The organism is Tardiphaga sp. (genome assembly GCF_041424195.1).
Lineage (GTDB): Bacteria > Pseudomonadota > Alphaproteobacteria > Rhizobiales > Xanthobacteraceae > Tardiphaga.
In genome coordinates this window covers 40,627-62,555 of sequence record NZ_JBGMOE010000081.1, presented here as the reverse complement: position 1 = coordinate 62,555, position 21,929 = coordinate 40,627, and the positions used below count along the sequence as shown (strand labels likewise).

18 protein-coding genes are annotated in these 21,929 nt (G+C 60.7%); 10 read left to right on the top strand and 8 right to left on the bottom strand.

The window, feature by feature from the left end:
- Nucleotides 1–33 precede the first annotated feature (33 nt).
- Nucleotides 34–987, top strand: coding sequence for a DMT family transporter (locus tag ACEK02_RS13180; protein ID WP_371422137.1), 954 nt, complete (start codon nt 34–36; stop codon nt 985–987).
- A gap of 247 nt (nt 988–1,234) precedes the next feature.
- Nucleotides 1,235–3,652, top strand: a complete 2,418-nt coding sequence (locus ACEK02_RS13175; protein WP_371422136.1) for an EAL domain-containing protein — start codon at nt 1,235–1,237, stop codon at nt 3,650–3,652.
- 10 nt (nt 3,653–3,662) lie between these two features.
- On the opposite strand, the gene ACEK02_RS13170 is transcribed toward ACEK02_RS13175, so the two are convergent.
- Nucleotides 3,663–4,124 (bottom strand): Lrp/AsnC family transcriptional regulator, encoded by a 462-nt coding sequence (locus ACEK02_RS13170; protein ID WP_371422135.1) that lies wholly within the window; start codon nt 4,122–4,124, stop codon nt 3,663–3,665.
- A gap of 152 nt (nt 4,125–4,276) precedes the next feature.
- On the opposite strand from ACEK02_RS13170, the gene ACEK02_RS13165 reads away from it, so the two are divergent.
- Nucleotides 4,277–6,661, top strand: coding sequence for a transketolase (locus tag ACEK02_RS13165; RefSeq protein ID WP_371422134.1), 2,385 nt, complete (start codon nt 4,277–4,279; stop codon nt 6,659–6,661).
- Between the two features lie 96 nt (nt 6,662–6,757).
- Here the strand turns inward: ACEK02_RS13165 and ACEK02_RS13160 are convergent, their stop codons facing one another.
- The 4 genes from ACEK02_RS13160 to ACEK02_RS13145 all read right to left on the bottom strand — a co-directional run bounded on the left by ACEK02_RS13160 (nt 6,758) and on the right by ACEK02_RS13145 (nt 12,096).
- Entirely contained in the window at nt 6,758–8,998 is a 2,241-nt protein-coding gene (locus ACEK02_RS13160) for a molybdopterin cofactor-binding domain-containing protein (RefSeq protein WP_371422133.1), read from the bottom strand.
- Nucleotides 8,995–9,465: a (2Fe-2S)-binding protein gene (locus tag ACEK02_RS13155; RefSeq protein ID WP_371422132.1), complete on the bottom strand. Its 471-nt coding sequence runs from the start codon at nt 9,463–9,465 to the stop codon at nt 8,995–8,997. Before ACEK02_RS13155 ends, ACEK02_RS13160 begins: the two co-directional genes overlap by 4 nt.
- Nucleotides 9,466–9,707: 242 nt before the next feature.
- Complete coding sequence (locus ACEK02_RS13150) at nt 9,708–11,057, bottom strand: MFS transporter (RefSeq protein WP_371422131.1); 1,350 nt, start codon at nt 11,055–11,057, stop codon at nt 9,708–9,710.
- Nucleotides 11,029–12,096 carry an amidohydrolase family protein gene (locus ACEK02_RS13145; RefSeq protein ID WP_371422130.1) on the bottom strand — a complete coding sequence of 356 codons (1,068 nt, stop codon included), beginning with the start codon at nt 12,094–12,096 and terminating at the stop codon, nt 11,029–11,031. The genes ACEK02_RS13150 and ACEK02_RS13145 overlap by 29 nt, the downstream gene beginning before the upstream one ends.
- Nucleotides 12,097–12,171: 75 nt before the next feature.
- On the opposite strand from ACEK02_RS13145, the gene ACEK02_RS13140 reads away from it, so the two are divergent.
- Nucleotides 12,172–12,783, top strand: coding sequence for a MarR family winged helix-turn-helix transcriptional regulator (locus ACEK02_RS13140; protein WP_371422129.1), 612 nt, complete (start codon nt 12,172–12,174; stop codon nt 12,781–12,783).
- A 129-nt stretch (nt 12,784–12,912) separates the two neighbouring features.
- Nucleotides 12,913–13,548 carry a glutathione transferase gene (yfcF, locus tag ACEK02_RS13135; protein ID WP_371422128.1) on the top strand — a complete coding sequence of 212 codons (636 nt, stop codon included), beginning with the start codon at nt 12,913–12,915 and terminating at the stop codon, nt 13,546–13,548.
- 24 nt (nt 13,549–13,572) lie between these two features.
- Here yfcF and ACEK02_RS13130 read toward each other — a convergent pair whose 3' ends face one another.
- A complete protein-coding gene (locus tag ACEK02_RS13130) occupies nt 13,573–13,809 on the bottom strand; it encodes an Lrp/AsnC ligand binding domain-containing protein (RefSeq protein WP_068735543.1) in 237 nt (78 codons plus the stop codon).
- 211 nt (nt 13,810–14,020) lie between these two features.
- Here ACEK02_RS13130 and thiD point away from each other — a divergent pair, with 211 nt between their 5' ends.
- Nucleotides 14,021–14,821 (top strand): bifunctional hydroxymethylpyrimidine kinase/phosphomethylpyrimidine kinase, encoded by an 801-nt coding sequence (gene thiD, locus ACEK02_RS13125; RefSeq protein WP_371422127.1) that lies wholly within the window; start codon nt 14,021–14,023, stop codon nt 14,819–14,821.
- Between the two features lie 41 nt (nt 14,822–14,862).
- Here the strand turns inward: thiD and ACEK02_RS13120 are convergent, their stop codons facing one another.
- Nucleotides 14,863–16,590 carry a methyl-accepting chemotaxis protein gene (locus ACEK02_RS13120; protein WP_371422126.1) on the bottom strand — a complete coding sequence of 576 codons (1,728 nt, stop codon included), beginning with the start codon at nt 16,588–16,590 and terminating at the stop codon, nt 14,863–14,865.
- A gap of 469 nt (nt 16,591–17,059) precedes the next feature.
- Here ACEK02_RS13120 and ACEK02_RS13115 point away from each other — a divergent pair, with 469 nt between their 5' ends.
- From ACEK02_RS13115 to ACEK02_RS13100, 4 genes are read left to right on the top strand one after another with little or no spacing between them, the layout of a single operon-like run.
- Nucleotides 17,060–17,719 carry a class I SAM-dependent methyltransferase gene (locus ACEK02_RS13115; protein ID WP_371422125.1) on the top strand — a complete coding sequence of 220 codons (660 nt, stop codon included), beginning with the start codon at nt 17,060–17,062 and terminating at the stop codon, nt 17,717–17,719.
- Nucleotides 17,720–17,775: 56 nt separating this feature from the next.
- Complete coding sequence (locus ACEK02_RS13110; RefSeq protein ID WP_371422124.1) at nt 17,776–18,573, top strand: UDP-2,3-diacylglucosamine diphosphatase; 798 nt, start codon at nt 17,776–17,778, stop codon at nt 18,571–18,573.
- Nucleotides 18,574–18,587: 14 nt separating this feature from the next.
- On the top strand, nt 18,588–19,637 hold the full coding sequence (locus ACEK02_RS13105) for a glycosyltransferase family 4 protein (protein WP_371422123.1): 1,050 nt from the start codon (nt 18,588–18,590) through the stop codon (nt 19,635–19,637).
- A 53-nt stretch (nt 19,638–19,690) separates the two neighbouring features.
- Complete coding sequence (locus tag ACEK02_RS13100; protein WP_371422122.1) at nt 19,691–20,677, top strand: threonine/serine dehydratase; 987 nt, start codon at nt 19,691–19,693, stop codon at nt 20,675–20,677.
- Between the two features lie 15 nt (nt 20,678–20,692).
- Here ACEK02_RS13100 and ACEK02_RS13095 read toward each other — a convergent pair whose 3' ends face one another.
- Nucleotides 20,693–21,928 carry a hypothetical protein gene (locus ACEK02_RS13095; RefSeq protein WP_371422121.1) on the bottom strand — a complete coding sequence of 412 codons (1,236 nt, stop codon included), beginning with the start codon at nt 21,926–21,928 and terminating at the stop codon, nt 20,693–20,695.
- Nucleotide 21,929: the final 1 nt, after the last annotated feature.

The following is a 21,929-nucleotide window of genomic DNA, read 5'->3' as shown; positions in this document are numbered from 1 at the left end:
TGCTTCGACGAGCCCGCATATTGGTCCCCGCTCGTGACAAGCCATGTTCCGCCGCCGAAGACTGCTGCCCGTGTATCGGCCCATCGCCATACCGACCGGCCGCTGCACGGCATCCTGATGATCATTTGCTCGACGGCGTTTCTGGCCTCATCGGACGCGATGGCGAAATATCTGTCGCGCACAGGCATGCCATCGGTGGAAATTGCCTGGATCCGGTTTCTGGTGTTCGTTCTGATCCTGCTGCCGATCGTGCTGGCGCCGGCATCGGGCAATGCGATGCGCTCGACGCGCCCGCTGCTACAGGTGTTTCGCGGGCTGGGCCTGTTGTGTTCGTCGATCTTCTTCATCATGGCGCTCGGCTATCTGCCGATCGCGGAGGCGACGGCGACCGGTTTCATCTCGCCGCTGTTCGTCACGGGACTTTCGGTTCTGTTCCTTGGGGAGAAGGTTGGTCTGCGCCGCTGGACCGCCACCATCGTCGGGCTTCTGGGCGTGTTGATCATCGTGCGGCCCGGCACCGCGGCTTTTCAGCCTGGCACGATCTTTCCGATCATTTCCGCGTTGGGATGGGCCACCGCGTTGGTGCTGACCCGGAAGATCAGTGGCGCTGACCGCGCGATCACCACGATGGCGTTTTCGGCGATCACCGGCTTTCTGGTGCTCAGCGTCATCGTGCCGTTCTACTGGATCGTACCCACCTGGACACAGATCGCGCTCGGCGTTGGCATCGGATCTGCGGCCACGATCGGTCACTGGATCGTGGTGCAGGCGTTCCGCTATGCGGACGCATCGGTGCTGGCACCATTCTCTTACGTCCAGCTGGTGTGGGTGACGCTGATCGGCTTCTTCGTGTTCGGCGAAGTGCCTGATGCGGTGACCTTTGCAGGTGCTGCGGTCATCATCGCCAGCGGTGTCTACACCGCACATCGCGAACGCGTGCGTCGCGCGCAGGTCACCGTGCCGGCAGAACCTTATCCGAGCGCGTAGCGACAAGCTGTTGAACGAAACAGATTGTCCCCGGCGCCCGATTTTCCCTGAGCCATGGCGCTTGCGGTAGCTATATCCGAATGTGTTGCACATATTTCTGCAAACATGGAGGATGATACCAAGCACATGTCCGGCTTTATCGAAGCTTAAGAATAACACCTTTTCCACGCACGTTTTGCGCGAGTTTTAAACATTCTGAACGCCGCACGCGCTATGCTTTCATACCTCGTCATATGTTGGTATCCTTATGCTACGGGTCTGGAATTGCATCGAGTTGCAGCATGACTGGCGGCAGGTCCTGCTGGCGGCTGCGGTATGCTTCCTCACCAGCTTCGCTGCAGTCAATCTGTTCACACGTGCGCGAACGTCATCGCCCGATACGCGTCTGGCTTGGCTGATGACCGCCGGCTTCGTCACCGGCTTCGGTACATGGGCGACGCACTTCATTGCTATGCTGGCCTACACGCCGGGCTTTGCGATTAACTATGATCTGATCATCACGGCGTGTTCGCTGGTGGCAGCGACGGTGATGACCACTGCCGGCTTTGCGGTGGCGCTATTCGGGCAGACGCGGCAGGGCGCACTGACCGGCGGATCGCTGATCGGAATCGGCATCGCCTGCATGCACTATATGGGCATGGCGTCGCTGCGGATTCCCGCCACCATCGTGTGGCTGCCCGATATGGTCGTGGCCTCGATCCTGTTCAGTGTGCTGCTTGGCGCGGGGGCCGTGCTCGTCGCGCAGCGCAGCGACGGTCCGGCCAAACTCCTCCTTGCCGCGCTACTCCTGACACTGGCCATCAGTGTTCATCACTTCGTGGCGATGGGCGCTGTCGATCTCGTCTACCGGGCTGAGGCGGCGGCCAGCGGGAGCCTGCTGTCGCCAATCGAATTGTCGCTGGCGATTGCGGCCTTTACGGCCACGATCGTCATCGCAGGCCTGATTGTCGCTATCTCGGATCAGCGTACCCGCCGCAGCATAAGCAAGCGCAATTTGCAGCTCGATGCGGCGCTCAACAATATGGGGCAGGGGCTATGCATGTATAGCGCCGATGGCCTGCTCGAATTGTGGAACGAGAGCTACATGCGCATGTACAATATCCCGCCGGAGAAAATGCTCGTCGGCGCGACTGTGGATCAGGTGCTGGCGCTGCGCGCGGCCGCAGGCATGCTGTTCGTCGATATGGATGATCATGAGACGAAGCTGCGGGCGGCGATCGCGGATCGCGTGCCGAGCAGCCAGAACGCCGAATTGCCGGATGGGCGCACGATCAACGTGCGCTTCAGCCCGATGCAGAATGGCGGCTGGGTCGTGACCCATGCCGATATCACTGACCGCAAACTCAGCGAAGCGCGGATCGTGCATCTCGCGCGGCACGATCCGATCACCGATCTTCCCAATCGTGTTGCCTTCAACGAGCATCTGGCGCGCGTCTTCAGCGAAGCGTCGGCCGGGCATGGCTCGTTCGCCATCGCGCGGATCGACATCGATCGCTTCAGGGAGACAAATGATGTATATGGCCAGGCCACCGGCGACGCCGTACTGGCCGAACTGGCGAAGCGACTGGCGCATGCCTGCAACGGTGCATTTCTGGCACGGCCGAGCGGCGATATCTTCTCGATCGTGTCTCATCTCGGTGCGGAGCCGCAAACAGCGGAAGATCTCTGTGCGCGGTTGTCGGGCATTCTCGACAATACGTTTCAGATCGGCAGCCAGCATATCAATGTTCGCTGTAGCATCGGCATCTCGGTCTATCCGCAGGATGGCCAGGATACTGAAGCTCTCATTGCGCATGCCGATCTGGCGCTCGATCGCGCCAAGGCCGAGGAGCGCGGCACCATCCGCTTCTTCGAGGCTGCGATGGATCAGCACATCCGCGAGAAGCGATTGCTGCAGCGGGATCTCGTGGTTGCGATCGAGAACAAGCAATTCCAGCTCTATTTCCAGCCGCAGGCGACCACCGAGGGAGCCATCGTTGCCTTCGAGGTTCTGCTGCGCTGGCGGCATCCCGAGCGCGGCATGATCTCGCCGGCGGTGTTCATTCCGCTGGCGGAGGAGACCGGTCTGATCGGCGCCATCGACGAGTGGGTGGTGCGAGAGGCCTGTCGCGAGGCGGTTACCTGGGGCAATCCGCTGTCGATCGCCATCAACCTGTCGCCGGTCAACTTTCGGCGCGGCGATGTACCGGGGATGCTCGCCGCTGTTCTGGCGGAAACCGGTCTCTGCCCAAAGCGTGTCGAGATCGAGATCACCGAGGGCGTGCTGATTGACGACTTTGCTGGCGCCATCGCGATCCTGCGCGCCATCAAGGAGCAGGGCGTTCGCGTCGCCATGGACGATTTCGGCACGGGCTATTCGAGCCTGAGCTATCTGCAGGCCTTCCCCTTCGACAAGATCAAGATCGACCAGACCTTCGTCGCCAGGCTCGAGGACAATACGCAGTCTGCGGCCATTGTTCACGCTATTATCGGGCTCGGCCGCTCCTTGAAGCTTCCGGTGATCGCCGAGGGCGTCGAGACCGCTGCCCAACTGTCGTTTCTTGCGGCGGAGGGCTGTGCGGAGGTCCAGGGCTTTCTGATCGGCCGTCCGCAGCCGATTGCGCATTACCAGAGTGTCGTCGGCCCCCCTGGCGGTACCGCCGCCGCGGTGAAACGTGCGAGCTAGCTCCGGGCCCTCACACCGGCAGCGCAATCGAATACTTCACCTGGCTGAGCGCGAAGCTCGATTCGATTGAGGCGATGCCGTCGAGCCGGGTCAGCTTGTTTTTCAGGAAGGCCTCATAGGATGACAGATCCGCCGCTACGACGCGCAAGAGGTAGTCGCGGTTCCCGGTCATCAGATAGCATTCCAGCACCTCCTCCCATTTCGAGATCGCTTTCGCGAAACGGTTGAGGTCTTCCTCCTTCTGCCTGACAAGCTTGATGGAGATGAAGACACTGACCGGAAGCCCGATCGCCTTCTGGTCCACCAGCGCCATGTAGCGCGTAACGACGCCGCGTTCTTCCAGCAGTTTCACCCGGCGATGGCAGGGCGATATGGACAGGCCGACCTTGTCGGCGAGCTGCTGCATGGTGATGCGGCTGTCGATCTGCAGCGCAGCGAGAATCTTGCGGTCAATCGCGTCGAGGGCTGACATTGGTAAAATTCCATGAAACAGGAGCCTGAACCATTCATTTATCCCAGTATGGCCCCGGTTGTCGCGATGAATTGAGAAAATCCCTTTGGGGCGCCTGCTAGAATGGCGACCTAATCACGAACCAGTACAGCTGGCCGACGCGGGAGCCCACCATGCCGATCGATCATCATCGTTTGCAGACCCTGACCGCACTGGCGCGCAAGGTGCTCTGGCTCTCGTCATGGACGATCCACAACGCGAATCACATCCGTCCCAACACCGATGGCCTCAAGGTGGGGGGCCATCAGGCCTCGTCGGCGTCGTTGGCAACGATCATGTCGGCGCTGTATTTCGCCGTACTCAAGCCGGAAGACCGCGTCGCGGTGAAGCCGCATGCCAGTCCGGTGTTCCACGCCATTCAATATCTGTTCGGCAACCAGACACGCGAGAAGCTCGAGAATTTTCGCGGCTTCAAGGGCGCGCAGAGCTATCCGTCGCGCACCAAGGATATCGACGATGTCGATTTCTCCACCGGCTCGGTCGGTCTTGGCGTCGCGCAGACGCTGTTCTCGTCGCTGGTGCAGGACTACGTCTCGGCTCACGGCTGGATGAAGGACCGCCGCGAAGGCCGCATGATCGCGCTGGTCGGCGATGCCGAGATGGACGAGGGCAACATCTTCGAAGCCTTGCTTGAAGGCTGGAAGCACGGGCTGCGCAACACCTGGTGGATTGTCGACTACAATCGCCAGAGCCTCGACGCCGTGGTGCGTGAGGGCCTGTGGGAGAAGTTCGAATCCATGTTCCGCAACTTCGGCTGGGATGTGGTGATCGTGAAGTACGGCCGGCTAATGCAGACGGCTTTCGCCGAGCCCGGCGGAGCTGCATTGAAGACCTGGATCGACAATTGTCCGAACCAGATCTATTCGGCTTTGTGTTTCCAGGGCGGGGCGGCGTTCCGCAAGCGGCTTAATGACGAGATCGGTGATCAGGGCCCGGTGTCGCGGCTGATCGAGGCGCGCAGCGACGACGAACTGCTGGCGCTGATGTCCAATCTCGGTGGCCATGACATGGCCAGCATGATCGAGGCTTTCGAGGCGATCGATCACGATCGTCCGGTCTGCTTCATCGCCTACACCATCAAGGGCGTCGGACTGCCGTTCCAGGGCCACAAGGATAACCATGCCGGCCTGATGACGCCGACGCAGATGGAGGCCTGGCGCGCAGCGCAGAATATCCGGCCTGGTCATGAGTGGGACAAGTATGAAGGCCTGACACAGGACCCGGCGATGCTGGATGCGTTTCTGAAGGATGTGCCTTTCGTGCAGCAGGGCAGGCGACGCCTGAGCGCTGATGTGGTCGAGGTTCCCGCGCATCTGTCGTTCAAGCCGTCGCCGGCGATGTCGACGCAGCAGGGTTTTGGCCTCGTCCTGCACGAGTTGGCGCGCGGCGATACCGAGCTGGCGTCGCGTATTGTCACCGCATCGCCCGATGTCACTGTATCGACCAATCTCGGCGCCTGGGTGAATCGACGCGGGCTGTTCGCACGCGCAGAGAAGGCGGATCACTTCCGCAGCGAGAAGATTCCGTCGACCTTCAACTGGGACTTCTCGCCGAAGGGCCAGCATCTCGAACTCGGCATTGCCGAGGCGAATCTGTTCATCCTGATGTCGGCCTTGGGCCTGTCGAGCAGCATCAACGGCGTCCGCCTGCTGCCGGTCGCGACGCTGTACGATCCCTTCATCGAGCGTGGTCTCGATCAGCTCAATTATGCCTGTTATCAGGATGCCCGTTTCATGGTGGCCGCAACGCCGTCGGGCATCACGCTGGCGCCGGAAGGTGGCGCGCATCAGTCGATCGCGACGCCGCTGATCGGCATGGCGCAGGACGGTCTTGCATCGTTCGAGCCGGCCTTCGTCGATGAACTCGCGGTCATCATGGGCTGGGGCTTCCAGCACATGCAGCGTGACGCGGGCATCGATGAGGCCGGCCAGCGCGCGGGCGGATCGGTTTATCTGCGGCTCTCCACGCGCACCATCGAACAGCCGCAGCGGATGATGACGCCGGAACTGCGGGAGGGCATCACCGATGGCGCCTACTGGCTGCGCAAGCCCGGCGCAAATTGCGATCTGGTGATCGCCTATAGCGGCACGCTGGCGCCGGAGGCGATCGAGGCGACGGGACTGCTCGGCGACAGCCATCGCGATATCGGCCTGCTGGCGATCACGTCAGCCGACCGCCTCCATGCCGGCTGGACGTCAGCGCGAAAGATTCGCCGCGACAAACGCAACCCGCAGCATCTCAGCCATATCGAGCGGCTCCTGCAGCCGTTGCCGCGCGATTGCGGCATCGTCACGGTGTTGGACGGCCATCCCGCGACTTTGGGGTGGATCGGCAGCGTGAGCGGTCATCGCATGGAGGCGCTGGGGGTCGAGCAGTTCGGCCAGACCGGCACCATCGGCGATCTCTACCGCCATCACGGCATCGATGCGAATGCGATCGTCGATGCGGCGGAGGAGCTGAGCGGCATTCCGGTCCTGCACCGGAAGATGGCTGTGTAGCTCTCCCTCTCTCCCCGCTTGCGGGGAGAGGTCGCCGCGTCTTCGCGGCGGGGGGCATCGTACGTGCTCACAATCTGCATTCGTTGTACCGCCTGATCAAATGCGCAAAGCGTCGCGAATACGTTCTGAGGTTATCGGCAGGTCGCGGATCGGCCGACCGACGGCGTCGGCGACCGCATTCATAAATGCCGCGGACGCTGGACCGATCGTGCCCTCACCCGCTCCAAGGCTCGGTTCTTTTGGACGATCCAGCACAACGACATCAATCTGAGGTATCTCATCGAATGTAATGATTGGATAAGTCGACCAATCCGTGGAGGTGATCTTGTGTTGGGAGAAGCGCATGCGCTCCTTCATTGCCCAACTGATGCCCTGCACAATACCGCCTTCGCTTTGGCTTTTGACGCCGTCTGGATTGATCACTCGACCAACGTCGACCGCTGCATGGACCTTCTTGACGGTCACGTTACATGTGGTTCGATCGAGCTCAACTTCGACCGCTACGGCAGCATACGTCGATATATTTTTGTAGCGTGCATAAGCGAACCCACGGCCTGTCTTGCCGTCGCGTTTCCGATCGACAGGCCACCCGGTCGCGCTGCGCACCGCCTCGACAACGGCCTTCGCGCGAACGTCCGTCAGGTGCTTTAACCTAAATGCGATCGGGTCCTCGCCAGCTACGGCGGCTAGCTCGTCCATAAAACACTCGATAGCCAGAATATTGGAATGCCCGCCCAATGTCCGCAGAGAGCCCGTCCTGATGGGCATCGCGGTCAAGACGTGATGCGCGATGTTCACACGGGGAAGATCGTAGCATGGCACTGCGTTGCGATCGCCGTTCCCGAATGGCTGCGGGATGTGCAACGGCGGAGAGACGGTATAACCTTTATTGAGGTACCAGGCCGCAAGCAGATTTGTCCCTCCTGGCTGTCCGGGACGGGTCGCATGTGTGTTACTCCAGACGTCGTAGCTCCAATCAACGATTCTGCCCTCGGCGGAAAGACCAGCTTTCGCACTCATTACCATGGCTGGAGATATCGGCGACCAAGCAAATTCGTCATCCCTCATCCATTGAAGCTTTACGGGACGCCCTTCTACAGACAAGGCAAGCAACGCGGCGTCCAGAGCGGCGTCGTCTGCGCCGTTGTGGCCGTAACAGCCGGATGCCTGGACGTGGACTACATCTACCAAATTGACGGGTAGCCCTACCACTTTCGCCAGATCGGCGCGCAATGGGAAGGCTCCTTGAGTATGCGACCACACAGTCAATCGCCCGGCGCTAAAACGTGCGACCGCACAGCTGGGGCCGATGCTTCCCTGCGAAAGATACGGTCGAGTGTAGGTCGCCTCTACCCAGTGCGCGATGGGAGCCGTCTGTGTTGTCCTCCCCGTCTGGGCGACGATCAAATCCTCCTTGGCAAACCTCAATAGCTCAGCGGCTAGTTCATTCTCGTTTGGAAGTTTCTCACCTCCCTCCCATCTCGCATTGGCCCGCACGGCGTCTGATGCGCGGATGGCCTGCTCTTCACGCTCAGCTACGACGCCTAAAAAACTACCGATATGGACTACTGACAAAACACCGGGCATAGCGCGTACCGCGGACGGGTCGAAACCAACAAGCTTCGCGCCGGGGGTGGGTGGTCTGATCACCCTGCCAAACACCATACCGGGTTGGCGCATATCTTGCAGAAACACGCCCTTTGCCAGAATCTTGTCTGGGAGGTCGATGCGAGCAGTGGACCTGCCCACGATCCGGTATTCATCTGTCGATTTCGGCCTTATCGAGCTGGTGACGTCGCGCGACAGCAGATCCTTATCCTGTGCCGCAAGAGCACCGTAAGTGATGCGACGGCCATCGGCAGCGACAATAACTCCCTTGTCGATCGTTATGGCGCGGGCATCTATCGACCAATAAGAGGACGCGGCAGCCACGAACACAGCTCGAGCCTGCGCACTCGCAATGCGCAGCGCGGATCCGCTCTGTTCAATCGATTGAGAACCGTAAGTGTAGCCTTCGTCAGGCCCACGCGAGGTGTCGGCGGAAATCACCCGGATCATTTCCACTCCGACATCCAACTCCTCGGCAGCTATCTGAGCGAGGGCTGTCAAAATACCCTGGCCAAGTTCAGCCTTGCCGGTGAAGATAGTCACCACATTATCCGCCGATATGCGTATCCAACCGTCCAGCCGCTTCGTCTTGGCGAAACTTATCGGAGCGGCGCCTTCCACTATCTGAGCCATCGCTGTCGGTCGCGACAGGCTGAAACTCGCAACAAGTATACCAGCGCTAACTAAAAAGTCCCGCCGCGTCGTACCACGGTTCTGAGAACGGCTCATTGTGCTTTATCCATCGATGCCATTTGCACAGCCGCAACAATACGATTATGTACGCCGCATCTGCAGAGATTACCGTTCAACGCGCTCCTGATCTGCTCTTCGCTCGGATGTTTCTCTCGAAGCAAGAGGGCTTTTGCCGTCATGATCATGCCATTCGTGCAATAACCACATTGCGCTGCCTCGAGTTGAATGAAAGCTCTCTGCAACGCGTCTAGCTTCCCGTTCACGGCCAGGCCATCGAGCGTAACGACCTTGGTGCCTTCCAAAGCACTCACCGGCGTGACGCAAGATCGCGTTGCATTGCCGTCCACCAGTACGACGCAGGCGCCGCACTGGCCCAGCCCACAACCAAATTTGGGGCCGTTGAGCGCGAGATCGTTGCGCAATACGTATAATGCGGGCACATCTTCATCGCAGTGCACCTGTACCTTCTTGTTGTCGACGTCGAGCGACAAATATCTCGTCATTTTCTTCACCCACTATTGCAAGTTTGTTCCGACGGCTATCGCCTTGAAGTTCGTTCCATACTGTAGGCACCAGGGCCAATGTCGGCGCTGAGCTTGCGAGCTCGATCGGCTTGATCGGCGGTGGAAAGAACCACAGCGCGTCGAAGGCCTAAGAACCATGGTTCATCGATCACGGGTAAAGAGGTGCCGTAGCCAAATATGACGCGTATCGGAGACTGAACGGAGTTGAATGATCTCATGGTTCACACCATCACGGTGCTTCGGTCTTGAGCCGGGCCGATGCTCTTCAACAGCGATCCTATCGCGACGGCCGCAGTCGCAGCAGCGCACCCGATAGCCCAAAACACCGCATTCGAGCCGTAGACCGTTTGCTGAAGGAGGCCGGCAACGAAAGGGCCCAAGATCGCGCCTACGCGGCCGAGCCCGAGCATCATCCCAACGCCGCTCGCTCTGATGCTGGTGTCGTACGTCCCCGCAGTAAAGTTGTTCAGCACGTGCTGTGCTCCGATGATGCAGAACCCTGCTACCGCGACGATTGCCAAATTGGGACTATGCTGATTGACAAAAACGAGCGTGATGACAGCGACGCCACCGACAAACCACCACGAAGCCAAATAGAGAGGGGCGTTTGCCAACTTCCTATCGGCGAGAAACGCGAGCGTCAGCCCTCCGAAGAAGGAAGTCGCCTGCATGAGAGCACCAAACCCGAACGAAGCCGCGAACGTTTCTCCGCGGTGCATCATCACGGTCGGTATCCAGCCCGTAAGGCCGAAGATTGCGAAGAGGCTCATGAACGCCGTGAGCCAAAGCGTCAGCGATTGACGTCGATAGCGTCCGCCTAACAATCGTGCGATCCCAGATTGCGCCTTTGTCTCGCCTGGAGCGATAAATTTTGCACTCGCATACGTTTCGGCGCGTTCGGGCCGCAATTTGCCAAGCAAGGCTTTCAGCTCATGCCAACGCCCTCGGGAAGCGAGGAACTTCGGGCTTTCTGGCAGGATTTTATGGGCGACGATCGTCAGTGGAATAGAGAGTGCGCCAACGTAGTAAAGTGCCTGCCAGCCGTAGATCGGCGTCAGAAATACCCCGGCCACACCTGCGAGCATACCGCCAAGCGACCATCCGAGTGTGACCCCCCAAAGAGAGAACGTGTTGCTGACACGACGCGGGGCTAGTTCGTTTATGAATGTTGTTCCCAAAGGCAAAAGGACTCCGAGGCCCAATCCAGTGAGGAAACGAAGCGAACAAAAGCTCCAAAAGCTATCTGCGAAGATGGCGGTGGCGACTGTGAAGACGTTGATCACCCAAAGTCCGGCAAGGAGCGTGCCGCGCCGTCCGAGGCGGTCGGCGATGGCGCCATGCCCCACTGCGCCGAAGAGAAAGCCGATGAGGCCGGAACTGACGAGAAATCCGGCCTGGCCAGGTTGTAGCCCCCATGGCTGAGCGACATAGTGAATCACGTAAGCGGGATTGAAGGTATCGTAGCCGTCGAAGAGCGTAATCAGGGTGATAAGTACACCAAGGCTTTTATGCATGGGCCCTATTTTCGCTTCGGCCAATTCTTCATGAACGTCTATCGCAACATCTGTCATGGTCGTTTCTCCCGTATTGGTTGCTATCACCGCTTCTTTGGCGGCTATTTAATTTGGTATTGGAATCGAGCTTGAAGAGCTTGCGTGCGTTGCCGTAGCCGATCTTCTGGCGGTCGCCTTCAGAGATCGAGGCGTTGTCGAACCAATCTGCGGCGTGATCGATGTTCTCGAACGGCCAGTCCGCAGAAAACAGGATGCGGTCGGCGCCAATCTCAAGCATGGCGTCGATCAACGTCTGTGTTCGGAAATTCCCCGAAGTCGTGATGTGAAAGTTCTCTCTGAAGTAGTCCGCGATCTTGCGCTTTGCCTGATACTGATTTTGACGGCTCATCCACTTGTTGCGGTTGTCGATCCTCCACAATGAGTACGGCAACCCCTCGCCCATGTGCCCCAAAATGATCTGAAGGCGAGGATGCTCATCGAAAAGACCGGTGCCCATCAGGCGTAACGCGTGCACGGCAGTCTCTTGGCCGAATGCCCATGTCGGACCAAGCAGCCAAGGGTGTCCCTCATAAATGCCAGCATCTTGCGGTCTTGGATTCCGCGGATGCAGGTAAAACGGCACGTCTAGACGCTCGAGCTCAGCCCAAAACAGGCGAAATGCGGGCGCGTCGTAGTACAGGGGCTTGGCGCTATCGGCGGTGTCACTGAAGCCGTTGACCAAGACTCCGCGGAACCCGAGTTCAAGTACGCAACGCCGGGCTTCTTGCGCGGCACCATCGGGGTTCTGCATCGCGATGGCAGCCAAGCCCTGAAATCGTGTCGGCCGTCGCGCAATTTGCTCTGCTAGGAAGTCGTTCGCCCGCCGCGCGGTGTCGCTCGCATCCGCCGGGTCCATGATTGCCTGCACAGCAGGTGCATTCAGCGACAGCAGCATCAACTCGATGCCGTGCTTATCCATCTCGCGCAATCGCTTCTCATGGATATCCAGCAGGCGAGATCTCAGTTCTGGCCAATCAGCCTCCGGCGCGAAAAGAGCGCTGTCTCCAAGAGACTCTTCCGTCGCAAAATGTTCTTCAAGCGCAATCTTGTTTTGCATCGTTCATCCGCTCGTAACCATCGCTTGACGGGATCAGACCGTTCGTACATTAACTTGTCAGTGGGAAAGTTGCAAATGCAAATGATTAATATGCAAATGTTGCGTCCGCGAACAAACGCGATTAGGCCGGTGGCTCCTCACTCCACCGGGTCCAGCGATATGTATCGTCTATCGAAATCTTTCCCTTACTTGATCGCCCGACTCGGCATTCGCACCGGTGACCTGTTTGCCCGTGTGATCAAAAGGGACGGCCTCAGTCTTCAGATGTATCGCGTTCTTGCGGCGCTTACGGAGGAAGATCGCCCGCTAAGGCTCGGCGAGCTTGCTGCGCTGACTTCAGCCGATCTTTCGACCCTTTCGCGGGTGGTTGCTGATCTTCACCGTCGAGGTGTCTTGCTCCGTCAACGACCGGAGCACGATCAAAGGTCGCTCCAAGTTAGCCTGACTGACCAAGGAAGAATGCTCGCCGCGCGATACATGCCAGTGGCCGCCCACTTCGAGCAGCTGGCTACAACCAATCTCTCTTCAGCCGACACGCAGGCACTGAAGGACATACTCCGTCAGTTGTACGAAAACCTGGATCTGATCGAGGCAAAAGTCTCGCAAGGCGAAATTGACGCGATCATTGAAGGAACCGAAAAGCCAGGAAGCCGGAAAAAGGGCACCGCAGCCAAGACAAGAAAATAGAAACGAAGAAATCGGGCGAGAGGCGTGCCAAACGAAACCGTCATCGTTGTCGGCGGTGGGATTGGCGGGCTAGCGACAGCACTCGCTTTGTCGAAGCGTGGAGCGCGCAGCTAAAAGTCGAGAGGAGTGATGATGACCCATGGCTTGACGCTCTACGCAGATTCCCATTTCACGAGCCCTTATGTCATGTCGGTCTTCGTGACTCTGACCGAGAAGGACATTCCTTTCCAGATCAAAACAGTGGACCTGGATTCGGACGAGAACAAAGCCGAACCTTACGCGCGCCTGTCGCTCACCCGGCGGGTGCCGACAATGGCTCATGGTGACTTTCATCTGTCAGAGTCATCCGCCATCTCTGAATATCTCGAGGAGGTTTTTCCCGTGCCACTGCACGCACCGGTCTATCCCCGAGAGCCGGGGCAACGTGCTGTGGCAAGGCAGGTTCAGGCGTGGCTTCGCAGCGATCTGTCTCCCATCCGCGAGGAGCGGTCGACGCAGTCGATTTTCTTCAACAAGCCAATCGATCGTCCACTGACAGCTCAGGCGCGCGCGTCGGCAGATAAGCTGATCGCGGTCGCCAGTGAATTGGTGCGCGACGGGACTGGCCATCTTTTCGGCCACTGGTGTATCGCCGATACCGATCTGGCCTTGATGCTGAACAGGCTGATTATGAACGGTGATGCGGTGCCATCAAGCCTCAAGGCCTATGCGGAGCGGCAATGGCAGCGGGCGTCCGTGCAACAATGGGTCAAACGGGCGCGCTGAAGCGGGAACGCGCCGTGGCCCGCCTCAAAACGCCTTGAACGTAATGATCGTGTGCGTGTCCTGGATGCCCGGGATGGTCTGCACCTTCTCGTTGACGAAATGGCCGATATCCGTCGCGTTATCGACGTAGAATTTCACCAGCAGGTCGTAATGGCCGGCGGTGGAATAGATTTCCGAGGCGATTTCGGCTTCGGCCAGGGCGTTGGCGACGGCGTAGGATTGGCCAAGCTTGCACTTGAACTGGACAAAGAAGGGGACCATCGGGATTCTCCGGAAACGGGCGATTGAGAGCATGATCCGGAAAAGGGGGAACCGGTTTTCCGAAAGATCGTGCTCAAAAAAGAGATGGGATCATCAAGCCCAAAACAGGGGGCGGCGCAAGCCGCCAGCATGTCGCCGCCTTGCCGGCCTGACGATGGCGGGCTAGGACTGAGGCATCCGCTTATCCCTTGATCCTGCGCGAGTTTTCCCGATGCCCACGCCCATTGCGCTGACCATTGCCGGTTCGGATTCCTCGGGCGGCGCCGGGATCCAGGCCGACCTCAAGACCTTCGCGGCGCTGGGCGTCTATGGCGCCTCGGTGATCTCCGCGCTGACCGCCCAGAACACCAAGGGCGTCACCGGCATCCATCAGGTGCCGGCGGAGTTTGTGGCCGAACAGATCAACGCCGTGTTCGTCGATCTCGCGGTCGGCGCCGTTAAAATTGGCATGGTCGCGCAGCGCGACGTGATCGAGGCCATCGCGGCGGGCCTCGCTACGTGGCAGCCGAAACATGTGGTGCTCGACCCCGTGATGGTGGCGACCTCAGGCGATCGCCTGCTGGCGCCGGAGGCGATCGCGGCGCTGCGCAGCACACTGATTCCGCTGGCGCAGATCATCACGCCGAACCTGCCGGAGGCAGCTGCGCTGCTGGACGAGCCGATGGTGGAAGGTGATGCGGCCATCGAAGCGCAGGGCAAGCGTTTGCTCACGCTCGGCTGCAAGGCTGTGCTGATCAAGGGCGGCCACGGGACCGGCCCGGAGAGCACCGACTATTTCATCACACCGGACCGCGCCATTGCGTTGCCGGCACCGCGCGTTGCGACCAAGAACACGCATGGCACGGGCTGCACGCTGTCGTCAGCCATCGCGGCCGGGCTTGCCAAAGGCGAGACGCTGGAGGCGTCGGTGCGTTCAGCGAAGGCCTATGTCATGGCCGCGATTGCTGCAGCTGATCGGTTTACAGTCGGGCACGGCCACGGGCCGGTGCATCACTTCCACGGCTCTTACTGATCCCCATCTCGTCGCCCGCGCGCGGGCCTCAGGCCGCCTTCTCAAGCAGCTTTGGCGCGATCGGTCGGCGTTTCGCGCAGGGTGACAAAGAACTGCTTCACCTGTTCGGCGAGATCGCCGGCGGCCGAGGAGACGTTGCCGGAGGCGCTGAACACGTCATCGGCGGAGCGGTTGGTTTCGCTGATCGCCATGTTGACCGCCGAGATGTTCGACGCCAGCATCTGGGTGCCGGCTGCGGCCATCTGCACGTTCTGGGAGATTTCCCGCGTCGCTGCGCCCTGCTGCTCCATGGCGCTGGCGATCGCGGTGGTAACCTCGTCGATCTCGCGCATGGACAGTGCAATCTCCTTGACCGAGGCCACGGCCGTCGTTGTGGTGGCCTGAATGCTGGCGATCTGCTGCGCGATCTCGCTCGTTGCCTGGGCGGTCTGGCTGGCCAGCGATTTGACCTCGGATGCCACTACAGCAAAGCCGCGGCCGGATTCACCGGCGCGGGCTGCCTCGATAGTGGCATTGAGCGCCAGCAGGTTGGTCTGTGCGGCGATGGCCTGGATCAGGTCGACCACGGATCCGATCCGTTGCGCGGCCTCGGCGAGGCCTTCGATCTCTGCTTCGGAACGGCTGGTCGTGGCACCCGCCGTGGTGACGGTCAATGTCGCACGCTCGATCTGACGGCCGATCTCCATGATCGAACTCGTCAACTCCTCCGCTGCCGACGCTACGGTCTGGACGTTGGTTGCCGTTTCCTCCGACGCGCCTGCTGCAGAAATAGCCTGCTGTGCTGCGTCGCCGGCAATCCCCGTCAGAGACTGCGCGGTCTGTTTGAGTGTGCCGGCATTCTCGCCCACCGTTGTCAGCAATCCGTCGGCGGTGACGCGGAAGCTCTCAACGGTGCGCTCGATGTGACGATTGCGCGCCTCGCGTTCAGCCACTTCGATCGCAATGCCTTTCGCGGCATCCTGCTGCGCAACGACATTGTCGCGGAACTTGGCGACGGCGCCGGCGACCGTGCCGATCTCGTCGGCACGCCGTGCAGTGTCGAATGCGGCGGTCGTATCGCCGCCCGCCAGGCGCACGGAATCTCTTACCAGTTCGATCATCGGTTTGACGATTCCGAAGCGGCCGATCAGGAAGCCCGCCGCCAGTCCGAACAGCACGCCGATCACCGTTGCGATGATCAGCAGCCGCGAGGTCGTGACATACTCCTCCGATGCGGCTTGTGTGTAGAGATCCACACGATCGAGCAGGCGGTTCGAGACGGCGCGCATTGCGGTCCGCACCTTCTCCGCAGCCTCGCGGCCCTTCACGGCGGCTTCGCGCAGCCGATTGGTCTGCTCGTCGAGGTGCACGTCGGTGGCGGCGCTGGCGAGCTTGATGGTGTTCTCCAGGTTGCTCTTGTACACGGCCAGTGCATCGTTCACGGCCGGCAATATGGCGCGTGTCTGCTCGTCGCGGGTTTCCTGGATGTTGGCGATGCCGGCCTCCAGCGATTTCAACTGCGTTTCGATGTCTTGTTTGGTTTGCGCGACGTTCTGCGGCCGGGGGTCCAGCGCAAGACGGAATTCGGCGCGATTGAGCCCGATGACTTCCTGGTTCGCGCGCGCTCCCGTCAAGGCGCGCTTCGACGACAGGCTCATGTTGGTTGCGCCTTCATTGAGCCTGGCCATCGCACTGATACCGAGCCAGCTCAGACCGATGGCGATCGATGCCATCAGGCCGACGATCGCCAGGATTTTGGTGAGCACATTGAAACGGGCAAGAAACGTCACGAGCGCCTCCAGTGTTGGCTTGCATGCCCGTTCGGTTTCGCGGACATCGATCACGCCGATGTTGGCAGCGGGGGATTAATCTTTAATGAAACTAAAGGTAGTATAGCTTGTGTGGCGTCCTATCGTGGTGGTGTGCTTATGCCCATCGCGTCCGTGTGTAGCCTGGCAATGCTGAAGGCGTACGCCGCACCGGCCGCTATGCCTTCCAATCACCCATGACCAGTCCGATGGCTGTCGCGATCCAGGCCGGCAAAGCGCGTGCGCCAAGCGGCGCCTATGTCGGCCGCGTTGTCCTTGGCCGTCGCTGTCCGCCTACCAAGAGTAACATCCACCGAAGCGCCAGTTGCCCATCGATGCCTCGCAGGAGATTCCTGCGACACTCTGTCGTCGATCTGTCATCCCCGCTTGATATCAGCCGAGCAGAGAATTGGTTGTCCGATTCTTTCGGACACGCTGGACGGAACCTGTGATGGCGACGCTGGATCTGGAAAAATCCATTGTTGAAACAGCCTATGCGCGCTGGGCTCCGATCTATGATGCGGTGTGCGGTCCGGTGATGCTGAAGGGACGCCGTGCGGCTGCGGAAGCAGCGCGTGCTGTGGGTGGCAAGGTGCTTGAAGTCGGTGTCGGCACCGGTCTGTCATTCGATGACTACGATGCGAGTACCGAAATTACCGGTATCGATCTCAGCGCACCCATGCTTGCCAAGGCGCGCGCCAAGATGGCAACCGGCCGCTATCCATGGGTCAAGGACGTCCAGGAGATGGACGCCCATGCAATGAGCTTTGCAGACGCGACCTTCGACTGTGTTGTCGCGCAGTTCGTGATTACGCTGGTCGAGAATCCCGAGCAGGTGCTCTCCGAATGCCACCGCGTGGTGAAGCCGGGCGGACGCATCATCCTCGTCAATCATCTGTATTCGGAGACTGGCCTTGCAGCCGCTGTCGAGCGTTGGGCGGCGGTGAAGACCCGTTCCCTCGGTCTGCGTCCGGAATTCCCGTTCGCGCGGTTGCAGGCATGGTCGCAGGCGAACGCTGAATCGATCCTCATCGAACGCCGCAAGGTGGCGCCGTTCGGTATCTACACATTGGTTACTTTTGAGCGAACCGCGGCGGCACTGGCGGCGTAAATCGTCATCGCCGTGTCATGCAAATCAGTTAGCTGCTCGACATGGAAAGAGACGTGATGAGTGAAGGCAACGAAAAGCGCTTTCGCACCTTGTTTATCTCCGACGTCCACCTCGGCGCCCGTGGATCGCAGGCTGACCGGCTGCTGGACTTCCTCCGTATACATGATGCCGATACCATTTATCTCGTTGGCGATATCGTCGATGGCTGGGCGCTGAAATCCGGCTGGCACTGGCCGCAATCCCATAACGACTTCGTGCAGAAGATGCTGCGCAAGGTGCGCAAGGGCGCCAAGGTCGTTTATATCCCCGGCAATCACGACGAGTTCCTGCGCAGCTATTACGGTACGCATTTCGGCGGTATCGAGGTCGTCGAGACCGCGACGCATGAAGGCGCGGACGGCAAGAAATATCTCGTCATCCACGGCGACATCTTCGACCTCGTGGTGCAGAACGCGCGCTGGCTCGCCCATCTCGGCGACAAGGCCTATGACTTCGCAATCCAGATGAACCGCTTGGTCAATGCGCTGCGCAAATTGTTTGGCTTCCCTTACTGGTCGCTCTCGAAATGGGCCAAGATGAAGGTGAAGAACGCGGTCAATTATATCGGTGCGTTCGAAGAGACGCTGGCGGGTGAAGCGCGGCGGCATGGCGCTGACGGCGTGATCTGCGGTCATATTCACTACGCGACGATCCGTGACGAGCACGGCATCCGCTACATGAATTGCGGCGATTGGGTCGAAAGCTGCACGGCGCTGGTCGAACATGAGGATGGCCGCTTCGAGATTATTACCTGGACCGATCCGGTCCGTCGCGGCATGCCGGTGCAGGCGCTCGCACCGGCCAAGGCGGCTTGAAGGATGGCTGCCTGATGCGCATTCTCGTCGCTACCGATGCCTGGCATCCCCAAGTCAACGGTGTCGTGCGCACGCTGACGATGATGGCCGAGGCGGCGAAGGGGTTTGGCGTCGATGTGAGTTTTCTCACGCCGGAATCGTTTCGCACGGTCGCGTTGCCAAGTTACGCGGATCTGCGGGTTGCGATCCCCACCCGCCGCAAGATCGCGCAACTGATTGACGAGGCCAGACCGGACAACATCCATATCGCGACGGAAGGCCCGATCGGATTTTCTGCGCGCGCTTATTGCCGCCGTCGCAACATTCCCTTCACCACCAGTTTTCACACGCGCTTTCCCGAATATATCTCGGCGCGTTTTCCGATCCCGGAATCCTGGGTTTGGGCCGGCCTGCGCCGCTTTCATGGCGCCAGCTCTGCCGTGATGGCGGCGACGCCGGCGCTGGCGACCGAGCTGCGCGAACGCGGCTTTCGCAATGTCGTGCTGTGGCCGCGTGGCGTCGATGCCAATTTGTTTCATCCGCGCCAGGTCGATCTCGGCAAACCGAAGCCGATTTTTCTCTCGGTCGGCCGCGTCGCCGTCGAGAAAAACCTCGAAGCCTTTCTCGATCTCGATCTGCCGGGTACGAAGGTCGTGGTCGGCGATGGCCCGGCCCGTGCGGCGCTCGAAGCGAAATATCCCGAGGCGCTGTTCATGGGCGCATTGCAGGGCGAGGCTCTGGCCGTTGCCTATGCCTCAGCCGATGTCTTCGTGTTTCCGAGCAAGACCGACACCTATGGTCTCGTATTGCTCGAGGCGCTGGCGAGCGGCGTGCCGGTGGCAGCCTTCCCGGTGACGGGTCCGAAGGACGTGATCGGCGCGTCGCCGGTCGGTGTGTTGTCGGACGACTTGCGGCAGGCCTGTCTCAAGGCGCTCGACATTTCGCCGCAGGATTGTCTCACCTTTGCTGCCGGCCACACCTGGGAAGCGTCGGCGCGCGCTTTCGTCAGCAATATCAGCCATGTGCGGGCCGAAATCGCCGCCCGTGCACCGTCCGCAGCGAAGCATCCGCGTTTCGCTGCCTGATCTGCGATTTGTATAGCTTGCCCGCTGGTTGTGCCGCGCGATAAAACGCGCGCATGACAAGCACCCCATTGCCGATTATATCCGCCGATATCGATGCCGCCGCGCGCGTCATCGCCCCTTATGCAGTGCGCACGCCGTTGCTCCGGTCGCCTGCGCTCGATGCGCTGACCGGCGCGACAGTGTTCCTGAAGCCGGAAGTGCTGCAGCGAACCGGCTCGTTCAAGTTCCGCGGCGCCTTCAACAAGATCTCGTCGATCCCCGAGGGGGAGCGCGGCAGGGGCGTCGTCGCATTCTCGTCCGGGAATCATGCGCAAGGTGTCGCCGCCGCAGCGCAGATTCTCGGCATGAAGGCGACCATCGTGATGCCGTCCGATGCGCCGGTGTCGAAGGTCGAACGGACCAGGGGCTATGGCGCCGAAGTCGTGCTTTATGATCGCGTCAAGGAAGATCGCGAAGCCATTGCCCGCGATATCGCCGGCAAGAGCGGCGCCACGGTCGTGCCACCCTATGACGATGTCTTCGTGATGGCAGGGCAGGGCACTGTCGGGCGCGAGATCGCGGAAGACATGGCCGCCTTGGGTATCGTACCGGACATCGTGTCGTCGCAGGCGTCCGGCGGCGGTCTGATCGGCGGCATTGCGACGGCGGTGAAGGCCCGATTCCCCGAGACCTCGGTCATCGTCGCTGAACCCGCAGGCTTTGACGATCACGGCCTCTCATTGCAGGCCGGCAAGCGCGTCGCCCACAGCAATGCAGGGCGCACGATCTGCGATGCGCTGATGGCCCTGACGCCCGGCGAAATCACCTTCGCCGTCAATCGGCATCTGCTGTCGGGCGCCGTCACCGCTACTGACGAGGAAGTCGGCAACGCGATGGCTTTTGCGTTCCGCGACTTGAAGCTGGTGGTTGAGCCCGGCGGCGCTGTGGCGCTGGCCGCTCTGATGCACGGGCGTTTCGACGCGCGCGGCAAGACCGTGGTGATCGTTCTGTCGGGCGGCAATGTCGATGCGGATCTCTACGCCAGGATCATCAACGCCTGATCGGGACAGAAGCGCCTACGAGAAGAACGCGATCTTCTCGGCCTGCGTCATCTTGCGAATTGGCGCCAGCGGGTCCGATGCCGGCGCGTTCGGATCCGCGATTACGCCACCGGCAATCAGGGCAGCACCAAGCGAGGGCGCGGCCGCTTCCACCTGAGGGATCAGGTCCGGTTGCGGTGGCTCGGGCGCCAGCGCGACCTCTGCAATCTGCGCCAGCGTCATCAGATCGGGATTGATGGCCTCAGGCTCGGCTGGTTGAACAGCGGCAGCTTCCAGCTGCATGACCTCAGCCTCGGCAAGTTGAGGCTCGATGAAATCAGGCTCGCTCAGATCGAGCGCGCCCATCTCCGCCGCGACCATGTCGAGCACGGCGAGGTCGTGTTCGTCCTCAACATCGCTCGTGATCTCGGGCGCCTGCGCGATGTCGGCTGCGGTCATGGCCGCAGAGGCTTCAGCGATCGTCGCGGCGAGCTCTGTGGTGGCTTCTGCGATAGGCGCAGCCGCTTCGGCAACGGCTTCCGCTGCGACCGAGTCCGCAACGACCGGCTGCGCTGTCATGCGCGGCGGTGCGTTGGAGATCGTGACCGTCTCGGCCAGTACTTCGCTTGCCTGCGACTTGAACAGCGGCGTCACGGATGCTTCGCGTGCTTCGGTGACGACGGGCTCGGCCTTTTCAGCAACCGGTGCCTGCTCGGCCTGCGCAATCGTCGCCGCGCTGCCGTCTACCATCTGCTCGATCCGCTGCATCAGCAGATCGTAGCTCGCCAACACATCCTCACGGCCGTTGCCATCGAGCGCCTGCTGGCCGGCCTCGATGGCCTTCACCTGGGTGTCCAGCAGATCGCAGATGCGGATATCCGCGCCGCATTCGCGCAGCGTCCAGGCGATCTCGCGAATGATGCGGGTGCCATTGCGGGCGCCCGTCAGTGTCTCATCGGTATCGACGCGGGGCATCGCCTCGATGGCGGTTGCCTTGGCCTGGCGGACGGCAGAGCGGATCGCGCCGAGCGCGGCGATCAGGCTGAGCGCCGGTGCCTGTTTCTGGGCGGCGAGATTGGCTTCCAGTCGCGTGACCGCCTCGAGTACCAGGCTGGTATCGGCCGTGCGGTTACGCTTGGCATATTCAGCGAGAAACCAGCGGCCGCGCGCAGTCTCCATGAAGGCTTCGCGGATCGCGTCATAGTCTGCCTCGCCCGGCACATTGGGGCGGGCAGAGATCGGCGACAGGGCAAATGCTTCTTCGGCCATCATG

Bases quoted from the DNA above. Each gene is read 5' to 3' on its own strand.
- ACEK02_RS13175 (WP_371422136.1), top strand. From the start codon at position 1,235: ATGCTACGGGTCTGGAATTGCATCGAGTTGCAGCATGACTGGCGGCAG.
- ACEK02_RS13170 (WP_371422135.1), bottom strand. From the start codon at position 4,124: ATGTCAGCCCTCGACGCGATTGACCGCAAGATTCTCGCTGCGCTGCAG.
- ACEK02_RS13165 (WP_371422134.1), top strand. From the start codon at position 4,277: ATGCCGATCGATCATCATCGTTTGCAGACCCTGACCGCACTGGCGCGC.
- ACEK02_RS13160 (WP_371422133.1), bottom strand. From the start codon at position 8,998: ATGAGCCGTTCTCAGAACCGTGGTACGACGCGGCGGGACTTTTTAGTT.
- ACEK02_RS13155 (WP_371422132.1), bottom strand. From the start codon at position 9,465: ATGACGAGATATTTGTCGCTCGACGTCGACAACAAGAAGGTACAGGTG.
- ACEK02_RS13150 (WP_371422131.1), bottom strand. From the start codon at position 11,057: ATGACAGATGTTGCGATAGACGTTCATGAAGAATTGGCCGAAGCGAAA.
- ACEK02_RS13145 (WP_371422130.1), bottom strand. From the start codon at position 12,096: ATGCAAAACAAGATTGCGCTTGAAGAACATTTTGCGACGGAAGAGTCT.
- ACEK02_RS13140 (WP_371422129.1), top strand. From the start codon at position 12,172: ATGCAAATGATTAATATGCAAATGTTGCGTCCGCGAACAAACGCGATT.
- yfcF (WP_371422128.1), top strand. From the start codon at position 12,913: ATGATGACCCATGGCTTGACGCTCTACGCAGATTCCCATTTCACGAGC.
- ACEK02_RS13130 (WP_068735543.1), bottom strand. From the start codon at position 13,809: ATGGTCCCCTTCTTTGTCCAGTTCAAGTGCAAGCTTGGCCAATCCTAC.
- thiD (WP_371422127.1), top strand. From the start codon at position 14,021: ATGCCCACGCCCATTGCGCTGACCATTGCCGGTTCGGATTCCTCGGGC.
- ACEK02_RS13115 (WP_371422125.1), top strand. From the start codon at position 17,060: ATGGCGACGCTGGATCTGGAAAAATCCATTGTTGAAACAGCCTATGCG.
- ACEK02_RS13110 (WP_371422124.1), top strand. From the start codon at position 17,776: ATGAGTGAAGGCAACGAAAAGCGCTTTCGCACCTTGTTTATCTCCGAC.
- ACEK02_RS13105 (WP_371422123.1), top strand. From the start codon at position 18,588: ATGCGCATTCTCGTCGCTACCGATGCCTGGCATCCCCAAGTCAACGGT.
- ACEK02_RS13100 (WP_371422122.1), top strand. From the start codon at position 19,691: ATGACAAGCACCCCATTGCCGATTATATCCGCCGATATCGATGCCGCC.
- ACEK02_RS13095 (WP_371422121.1), bottom strand. From the start codon at position 21,928: ATGATGGCCGAAGAAGCATTTGCCCTGTCGCCGATCTCTGCCCGCCCC.